The 8185-nt window shown below is 38.7% G+C and carries 11 protein-coding genes; 3 read left to right on the top strand and 8 right to left on the bottom strand.

Annotated elements, in window-relative coordinates; all coding sequences use genetic code 11:
- Positions 1 to 318 precede the first annotated feature (318 nt).
- The 7 genes from JQC92_RS19780 to JQC92_RS19750 all read right to left on the bottom strand — a co-directional run bounded on the left by JQC92_RS19780 (position 319) and on the right by JQC92_RS19750 (position 4984).
- Complete coding sequence (locus JQC92_RS19780) at positions 319 to 876, bottom strand: DUF3833 domain-containing protein (RefSeq protein ID WP_205001260.1); 558 nt, start codon at positions 874 to 876, stop codon at positions 319 to 321.
- Positions 873 to 1418: a chalcone isomerase family protein gene (locus tag JQC92_RS19775; protein WP_205001259.1), complete on the bottom strand. Its 546-nt coding sequence runs from the start codon at positions 1416 to 1418 to the stop codon at positions 873 to 875. Before JQC92_RS19775 ends, JQC92_RS19780 begins: the two co-directional genes overlap by 4 nt.
- Positions 1402 to 1932, bottom strand: coding sequence for a DUF2878 domain-containing protein (locus JQC92_RS19770; protein ID WP_205001258.1), 531 nt, complete (start codon positions 1930 to 1932; stop codon positions 1402 to 1404). The genes JQC92_RS19775 and JQC92_RS19770 overlap by 17 nt, the downstream gene beginning before the upstream one ends.
- Positions 1933 to 2043: 111 nt before the next feature.
- Positions 2044 to 2562 (bottom strand): DUF2878 domain-containing protein, encoded by a 519-nt coding sequence (locus JQC92_RS19765; RefSeq protein WP_205001257.1) that lies wholly within the window; start codon positions 2560 to 2562, stop codon positions 2044 to 2046.
- A gap of 87 nt (positions 2563 to 2649) precedes the next feature.
- Complete coding sequence (locus JQC92_RS19760; RefSeq protein ID WP_205001256.1) at positions 2650 to 3180, bottom strand: hypothetical protein; 531 nt, start codon at positions 3178 to 3180, stop codon at positions 2650 to 2652.
- 6 nt (positions 3181 to 3186) lie between these two features.
- Positions 3187 to 4479 carry a hypothetical protein gene (locus tag JQC92_RS19755; RefSeq protein WP_205001255.1) on the bottom strand — a complete coding sequence of 431 codons (1293 nt, stop codon included), beginning with the start codon at positions 4477 to 4479 and terminating at the stop codon, positions 3187 to 3189.
- A 169-nt stretch (positions 4480 to 4648) separates the two neighbouring features.
- The gene (locus JQC92_RS19750) at positions 4649 to 4984 is read right to left on the bottom strand and encodes a DUF3634 family protein (RefSeq protein WP_420851331.1); all 336 of its coding nucleotides are present in this window, start codon (positions 4982 to 4984) and stop codon (positions 4649 to 4651) included.
- 68 nt (positions 4985 to 5052) lie between these two features.
- Here JQC92_RS19750 and JQC92_RS19745 point away from each other — a divergent pair, with 68 nt between their 5' ends.
- Positions 5053 to 5514 (top strand): hypothetical protein, encoded by a 462-nt coding sequence (locus JQC92_RS19745; protein WP_239480653.1) that lies wholly within the window; start codon positions 5053 to 5055, stop codon positions 5512 to 5514.
- Positions 5515 to 5686: 172 nt separating this feature from the next.
- Here the strand turns inward: JQC92_RS19745 and JQC92_RS19740 are convergent, their stop codons facing one another.
- Positions 5687 to 6604 (bottom strand): LysR family transcriptional regulator, encoded by a 918-nt coding sequence (locus JQC92_RS19740; RefSeq protein ID WP_205001254.1) that lies wholly within the window; start codon positions 6602 to 6604, stop codon positions 5687 to 5689.
- A 118-nt stretch (positions 6605 to 6722) separates the two neighbouring features.
- Between JQC92_RS19740 and JQC92_RS19735 the strand changes: the two genes are divergently transcribed.
- The gene (locus tag JQC92_RS19735) at positions 6723 to 7745 is read left to right on the top strand and encodes a zinc-binding alcohol dehydrogenase family protein (RefSeq protein ID WP_205001253.1); all 1023 of its coding nucleotides are present in this window, start codon (positions 6723 to 6725) and stop codon (positions 7743 to 7745) included.
- 11 nt (positions 7746 to 7756) lie between these two features.
- Complete coding sequence (locus JQC92_RS19730; protein ID WP_205001252.1) at positions 7757 to 8047, top strand: putative quinol monooxygenase; 291 nt, start codon at positions 7757 to 7759, stop codon at positions 8045 to 8047.
- The last annotated feature ends 138 nt before the right edge of the window (positions 8048 to 8185 follow it).

The following is an 8185-nucleotide window of genomic DNA, read 5'->3' as shown; positions in this document are numbered from 1 at the left end:
CTTCTGGAAACGCTCACTAAAAACAAATTTGCTTTTGATATTTATCACCAGAGTTGGACTTCCTGCTCTGGCGAGCTCGCTTGTATTTGTGACTTTAGATCATATAGATCTGATCAGTCCCCAATCGTAAATGCTTTCTGATCACGCTTTAAAGCCACATCGACAAGTAACTCACTGAGATATTCATTGCTATATTCTTGTTTCATACGTATAGCTTTAGCATACGATTTACTAGTTTTAAAGTTATCTATTTGTTTAAGCATGCGCTTCTGTCCTTGAGGAACTCTAAAACCAGTACGGAAGTGAATGTGAAAAAGATCACATCGACTTGCATTGTGTTACTGATAACGACTTATCAAAAAATAATGTCACCTCACCAACCCTTACACCGAACTTCTTCATCGTAGTCTTATTCATGACTCTATTTTTATCCATTCGATACATCCAGTCATCCATTGAAATGTTGTATTCACTGCCATCCACAGGGACTTTTAATACATAGTTCCAGTGAAATGCGAAGCCTTGTTCTTGCCCTTTTGCTTCGCCAACTACATCAGAAGCGGTACCAAGGTACTTTCCATTTTCCATTTTCATCAATTGCCAGTTACGATGGGTGACTTCACCATCATCGAAATAAAAGGTTTCTTTAAGCAATCCTTTATTTGCTTTCCATTTACCCTCAATATCAACACAAAAACGACGAGTTACCTTGTCAGAATAGTTTTGCAACATTCCCCAAGCTGTTATATTTCCAGTAAAATAGTCTTTCAAATCAAACCTTGGTTGTTCACCTTGATATTCATGAATATCTGTTGAACAGGACGTGGCCAGAAAAATTGCAATTGTGATCAGTAGTATCGTAATCAGTTTTTTCATGAAGTAGCCCCTAATAATTTTTTTCTTAATTGAGGTTGAGTTGTGTTCTTAGACAGCCAAATACTTAAGAATATTGAAGCAAAGTGGTTACCTTTAATTTTACCGATGGGCTTTCCGTTTAGATAAAATACGCTTTCAGTGGGTAAAACTTGAAATGCAAGTTGATCTCCTTTTGAGACATTCGGCCAAATTTTTTCTAATTTAAAAACAAACCCTTGATAATCATTTGGCGTTAACCCCAGATGCTGCCAGTTTTCTACCGTGCTATTGATTAATTCTTCTTTTGATATATCCATTAAATAGTTAATTTCAAAGAGTAAGCATTGTTCTTTGCCAGAGTATTTTCCTGTGGGCGTGTATAAATCGCTGGTATAAACATTCCAAAACCACACTTTCAATTTTGCAGACCCTACGAGATTTAGACTTTCCTTTGCATTATTTAGCCCTTCATTTTGCTTTGAACATTGGCTTAGAGAAGATGCACCAGCTTGAAAACTGAGGGCTAAACCTAAAAATATGAGTGATTTAAGCGAAGTGCTCATGGGTTCCCTCCGTTAACTCTAGAAGCATTCTCTTTACTAAAAAAAAGCTAGGTAGCAAAACGGCCCAAGTTAAGCCAAGCACAATGAGTGTTACTCTGTCGGAGTAGCCAAACTGAACAGCTTCGAGCTCTCTGCCCGCAAAGTAAGCTAAAGGGGCAAATATGGCACCAACTATGATTTGTAAGACCACTGATTTAGACAAAGCCTTTAACGCATGAAATAACGTTAAAGAAAAACTTAACCATATTGCCCACAACCAAAGAGGGACGAATAGCTTAGACTCTTGCTCAAACTGAAAAACCTGAAGCTGCATCAGCACCGAATCAAGGATTCCCCCCATTAACACCACAAATAATATCAACCCACGTTCAGATGCTGTGCTTCGACAAATTAAATGCCAAAATACCCACATCAGAACAACAGGGATAAATGCGGATTTATACGTAATACAGCCAAGCCACATCAAGTTATAAAGCAATCCGTTACACACTAGAGAAATGAAGTTTTTGTTCATATTCTTGGCAATCAAAACGATTGGGTTTAATTACTTACGGCGTAATAAACAATAAAGTTCAAAAAAAACCGCAATAAATATTGCGGCCAAATGCGAGCTACTTAACGGACCTTATACCACTCTGTTCTCGATCGTGTCGGTCACAATCCAGTGTTTAAGTGTGAAGAAGATAGGCATCAATACTAACCAGATAATACCGAAAGTGACTAAGGTAGCTTGAGTAGATGTTTCAAACGTCAGAGCGCCCACACGCTCACCTAGTAGATAACCCAGTGGTGGAACTATCGCACCAAAAGCTAATTGTAACCAAATTGATGACTCTAAGAATTTCAAAGCATGATTTAATGTTAAACCAAAACCTACCCAAATCATCCAAGACCAAATAGGAATGACCGATGTCTGATGAGCCATATCACTGTGGCTGTTGAATTGAATAAAACCTGAGTGCATTAAAATGTTATCTACTGTGCCACCAAGGGCGACAACAAATAAAACTAAATTAAGCTCGGCTAAAGAATTGAGTTTCAATAAATGAGCAATGGCCCATACGATGACTGCTGGTGCAAACATACTGCCAAAGACAATACATCCAGCAAACATTACGCAAAAGATAAGTAAGTTCGACAACATAACCCTTTCCTCATACATCCCTGTTGAAGCTGTCATTACGAACAAGAAGAGGAAAAGGTTTACATATTTTTTGAATTAAGTGTTTTACTAAGGAACGATTGGCGCACCAAATTGCATAAAATGGTTTTTTATGTGCTCATTAAAATCATTTGTATGCCCATCAAAGGTGATAAATAAATGATCATTAAATACATCATAATCCCACGTATCATAGATGCTGACTTCAATAAGCTCCGAAGCCTCAATGAGATAATCACTTGGATCAACATTATTCTGTAAATTATCAGGAATATCAGACTCTAACTGAATAATACGTAAGTGAGGTGAGCCATTAGGCGCTGTTTCAAGCAACATCCATTCATAAGTGCCTAACCCGTCAATGATAAAACGTTGATTAACTTCATCAACCGATACGTCTTCGGGATAGAAGCTTGGATAGAGAGATTCTGCAATATTCGACGATGACAAGGTTTCAACAGAACTCGCGACCATATTATGGGTAATATAATCTTCATCACGGCAAAGCACTTGACCTTGTTGCGAGGTAAAGTAACGGTAAACGGTATTTGGCCAATTTACCTCACTGAGCTTGTACTGTTCAGGTGCAGATGCAAGCATTGATAACTATACTGCAGAGTGAGTGCTTACTTTATCTACTCGTATGTTAATCGGGACTTCAGTTCCATCATAGAAGGTTGTTATCACATTTCCGCTGATCTCTATGTCTTTTGGCTGGTAGTCAGAATCAGCTCTATCCGGATTAATCCAGCGGTTTAGATCCGTATTCCAGCATTCCTGAGGGATTTCATCTTCCTCATCAAAATTCACAACCAATGAAAAAGCTTTAGGGACACCTGCTCCTGTAGGTTCGGTGATAATAGCGCCAAACATGTGTTCGCTCTCATCACCATAATTTAAGGTAAATACTGAATTCAAGTGCGATGGTGCAAGGGTAAAGTTATCTTCAGTGTTGCGAGATTCAGGCATATCTTTAAAACCCAAACCATCAAACACAAGATCCCAATCAGTTTGAGACATTAGGTTGTCTGAAATTGGCTGTTCAATATAACCTTGTGCCGTTAGTGCATCATTGATCACATAGTAAAGTTCAAGCGGCTCTGTCGCTAAGTAATCTAAAACTGACTGTTGACTCTGCGCTATTAAAGCTCTTATCTGTTCAATACTTGCTGACATCACCTCATCGACAGCCAGTGGGTCTGATACTAAATCAGCAATTAACGCAAAAATATAACGTTGAACTTCAAAAGTAGAAACAAAAACGTCAGATTGTGACTCTTCTGCTGTCATCATAAAAACATCATCAGATGTAACGCCATAAACAGATTTTAGAATAACGGCTAAACGCGATCTGAGCTCCTGAACCTCAGAATCCGTTTTATTAGCTGCGAGCATCAACTGATAACGTTGAAATTCAATATCCGTCAGCGCATTGATCGCACCGGCATGATCCTTCAGAGCAAATAACTGACTTACAGAGCGAGTTGATGCGGAGTGAGTGTTAGAAAATCCTTGCCCCACTGAACCTGAAACTATGTTCACTCGCAGTGGTTGCGGTACGTTAGCAGCAGAAGCAGCACTGCTCCAACTTGCTAACAGATAATAATCAGGTGACTCTTGCTGAGAGGCCCACTCAATTTGATAGACACCTTCGTTATTTGAGGTCGCGGTAGGTTCTTCGTCATCACACGTTTTATTCATGTCCAAATCGACACAAACTTGGGCGCTACTTACATTACCTTGGAATAAAACTGTGCCATTAATCTGATGATCATAGTTTGTAGCAACGGGTGGTGTTGGAGGTACGATGACAATAGGCTCATCTTTTTTATCATCGCTCCCACAAGCAGACAATAAACTCATCACAGACAGTGACAAAAGCGACTTTCTCAAATACATTTTAGATCCTTTTAAAGTGTACTTACGCCCCTTTAGAACTTCTGTATACTGCCATTAGCAAAATATTTCACTAATATTACAACCTAAGTTAGAGCAATTAACCTAAATAGAATATCAACTCTAAAGGCTTATACACATCGGATCAGCTCAGTTTATGCCTCAATAACAATTAGGCTGAACGCTTTCCCGCATCGCCACTTTTCTTATCGTAAAGTTCAAATGGGAATACATTTCTAAGTCGTTGCGCCATTTCATCATTGATGGTTGCAGAAACATGCAATCGAACACCTGATTTCTTTTCAGCACGCACAACACCTGTCAGTTTGTGTTTTTTTGCTAACTCTCTGGCTTCCCGCATAAATTTTTCCGGTACTTTGCCTTTATGTGTATCCAGTCGCCCTTTTTTAAAGTGAAGTTCAAAAATCAACAATCCTTTTTTTGCACCAAAAATAAAGTATATGAGTCCAATCACAGCAACAATTGCTAATATAACTTGTGCATTTATTTCCATTAATCTCCCCTTGGTAATAAACTATTATTGATATAACGCTGGTTAATTTAGGATACAACTAAATGTTTTTAAAAGACATACTGAATAAAGGCAGCTCTTCTGGCTTTATTAAAAAACGTCAATATCAATTTTATTTCGTTATTTTCAGTGTGTTACTCAGCCTGTCAGGGTTTAGCTATAATGTCTGGCGTTTAGAGTCTACTGAAACAAATAACACCGTTCGTACTGCGAGCTTTGAGATGCTGCTTGAGTTATCACAACTTGAGCAACTTATTTATTCTTTGCATTATGATCAAGATCCATCCGAAGGGAGCCCGAGAAAAGGCTGGGTAAAGGTTGGTTTAATCAATGATTTAAGCCCACTTGCAGGTAAAAGTGTCATGGTAAAGGCTGATGCGTTACGAAGCAGTTGGGCAGACAATTGGAATTCGATTGAAAGCAGTAACTTAGCAACTAACGAAGTGGTTAACGCCATAGAGGCAACTCGTAAAGAAATCAATAAAACGATAACGTCATTGAGATAATAGACACCTTCTGACTGATTTAAATAGCCTGAATTCGGGATAATGAAATCACTAACGCATTTAAAATTATCAATATTTTTCCACATCGTTCAACAGTGCCTCTAGTTTTGTTCAGTTCAAGGCATGAGCAGAAATAGAGGTACTGATGAGGTTTGTTTATCCCAAGTTCAGGTTAAATAATTTTACTTAACTGAAGTTGCTTTAAAATCTCATTACACCGAGCGATAAGTAAATCTCTAAGTAACCTTACCGCCGGTGTTATCAATTGCCGACTAGGGCAAATCAACCATAATTCCATTGGCTTGGGTTGATAGTCCGTCAACACTGTTTTTATTCGCCCAGCTAATAAATCTTCAGCCATATCCAGACAAGATTTGGCAGCAATCCCTTTACCAGCGACACACCAACGCCTTACTAGATCTGCGTCATTAGTTACTCTGTTTCCAGTGACTTTAACCTTGACGGGTGATCCACTATCTTGGAAATTCCAGATATTGAAAGTGATGTCATGCAGTTGATATAAAAGGGCGTTATGCGAAACTAATTCACTTGGGTGCTCGGGAGTTCCAAATTCCTTGAGGTATGAAGAGCAAGCGCAAATGACTTTAGGAACATCACAAATTTTGAATCCATAGAAATTTGAATTACTTGGGTCACCATAACGTAGCGCAACATCGACGGCATCACGAAAAAAGTCGATATTGCTGTCACTGATATGCAGTTTTAAAGATAAGTCTTTATGCTCTTCCATAAATTCGTCAAGCCATGGTAAAACAAGATTTCGACCTAGATCAGATGATGCTGATAGCTTCAACTCATCATCAATTATCCCTAAGTCATTTTTTACGTTTTTCTTGGCAGAAGAGAGCAAGGCGAGCGCTTGCTGACACTCAGGAATATAACGCTCACCAGAATTTGATAAGCGCAAACTTCTGGTCGTTCGAGTAAATAATTCGACACCGAGGCTTTTTTCAACTCGCTTAATTGCAGCACTTGCTGTTGCAACTCTTAAATCTAAATGTTCAGCTGCAGCAGTAATACTCTTTAATTCTGCCACCTTGAGTATGATTTGAAGATCTTCAACGAGCATTGTTTCACCCTACTCTCAAATAATTTTTGATAATAAATCAAATATTACGCTGTTTTTCTATAGTCAAACAATCATTAATATTTGCTTTGTCATCAAAAAATCAATGTTAGGGTCAATTATGAAAGCTGTTGGATATAAAAAATCGCTACCGATTTCGGATGTTTCATCATTAATCGATATTGAGCTGCCGACTCCCATCGCTAAAGGTCATGATTTACTGATTCAAGTAAAAGCGGTTTCAGTAAATCCTGTCGATTTCAAAGTCAGACAAAACATGTCGCCACAAACAGGCGAATACAAAATATTAGGCTGGGATGCGGTAGGCGAAGTCATTGCCGCAGGTTCAGACGTTTCTCTATTTCAACCAGGGGATCTTGTTTACTATGCTGGCGATCTTATGCGAGATGGAAGCAATGCAGAATATCAACTTGTTGACGAGCGTATTGTCGGTAAAAAGCCGAAGAGCCTTACCGATGCTCAAGCTGCATCGTTGCCACTCACCAGTATCACAGCTTACGAGTTACTGTTTGATCACCTTAAAGTTCAGCGAACAGAAGAAAGCCAACCTTCGGGTAACGAGGTGTTGTTGGTCATGGGCGCTGCTGGTGGCGTTGGCTCTATTCTCATTCAGCTTGCAAAAGCATTGACGGGCTCTACGGTTATAGCTTCAGCTTCAAGAGCGAGCTCAATAGAGTGGGTGAAAAGCTTAGGTGCTGATCATGTCATTGATCACAACAAACCCATCGCTGAACAAATCTCACAGCTAAAGATCGGTGAAGTCACTCATATTGCGGGATTAACCCATACTGACAGTTATTTTAACGACTATATTGAGCTGATTAAACCCAAAGGTACGATTGCGATTATCGATGATCCCCAGTCGCTTGATATCTCAAAAATCAAGGTGAAATCAATCGCTTTCCATTGGGAGTTTATGTTCACTCGTTCTATGTTTAAAACCATTGATATGATTGAGCAACACAAATTACTAAATCATGTATCCGAGCTCATTGACCAAGGTCGCATTATCAATACTGTTGGTAAACACTTTGGCAAGATAAATGCGGCAAACCTTAAATCTGCCCATGAATTATTAGAGTCAGGCAAATCTATTGGCAAAATCGTTTTAGAAGAGTTTTAGGAGAAGACAAAATGACAAACTTAACTATTGTGGCGAACATCATTGCTCATGAAGATAAAATTGAATTAGTAAAATCTGAATTGCTCAAACTCATCGATATAACAAGAAAGGAGCAAGGTTGGATTAAGTACGACTTACATCGAGATAATGATAACCCAGCACATTTCATGTTTTATGAAACTTGGGAAACCCGAGAGTTATGGCAAGCACATATGTCTAATGAGCATTTAGCTGAATATGTGAAAGCTACTGAGGGTGCTACCGCAAATTTCACACTCAATGAAATGACACTTTTGGTTTAGAGCCAGTTCTAAGACTCAATACTTCGGACAGTTTTTTGAATAATTCGAAATCACGAGCAGAGTTTGTGAAAATATAATTTGCAAATACAACCTTCACAAAGCTGCTGCTCATGACTTCACTAATAGAATCTGTTTTAG

Origin of the sequence: Parashewanella hymeniacidonis, from assembly GCF_016900895.1 — a bacterium.
GTDB lineage: Bacteria > Pseudomonadota > Gammaproteobacteria > Enterobacterales > Shewanellaceae > Parashewanella > Parashewanella hymeniacidonis.
The sequence above is the reverse complement of the archived record's forward strand: the minus strand, read 5'-3'. Positions and strand labels throughout refer to the sequence as shown.

What these genes read in the sequence shown, in the direction of transcription:
- JQC92_RS19780 (WP_205001260.1), bottom strand. Translation starts at nt 876, where the DNA reads ATGAAAAAACTGATTACGATACTACTGATCACAATTGCAATTTTTCTG.
- JQC92_RS19775 (WP_205001259.1), bottom strand. Translation starts at nt 1,418, where the DNA reads ATGAGCACTTCGCTTAAATCACTCATATTTTTAGGTTTAGCCCTCAGT.
- JQC92_RS19770 (WP_205001258.1), bottom strand. Translation starts at nt 1,932, where the DNA reads ATGAACAAAAACTTCATTTCTCTAGTGTGTAACGGATTGCTTTATAAC.
- JQC92_RS19765 (WP_205001257.1), bottom strand. Translation starts at nt 2,562, where the DNA reads ATGTTGTCGAACTTACTTATCTTTTGCGTAATGTTTGCTGGATGTATT.
- JQC92_RS19760 (WP_205001256.1), bottom strand. Translation starts at nt 3,180, where the DNA reads ATGCTTGCATCTGCACCTGAACAGTACAAGCTCAGTGAGGTAAATTGG.
- JQC92_RS19755 (WP_205001255.1), bottom strand. Translation starts at nt 4,479, where the DNA reads ATGTATTTGAGAAAGTCGCTTTTGTCACTGTCTGTGATGAGTTTATTG.
- JQC92_RS19745 (WP_239480653.1), top strand. Translation starts at nt 5,053, where the DNA reads ATGTTTTTAAAAGACATACTGAATAAAGGCAGCTCTTCTGGCTTTATT.
- JQC92_RS19740 (WP_205001254.1), bottom strand. Translation starts at nt 6,604, where the DNA reads ATGCTCGTTGAAGATCTTCAAATCATACTCAAGGTGGCAGAATTAAAG.
- JQC92_RS19735 (WP_205001253.1), top strand. Translation starts at nt 6,723, where the DNA reads ATGAAAGCTGTTGGATATAAAAAATCGCTACCGATTTCGGATGTTTCA.
- JQC92_RS19730 (WP_205001252.1), top strand. Translation starts at nt 7,757, where the DNA reads ATGACAAACTTAACTATTGTGGCGAACATCATTGCTCATGAAGATAAA.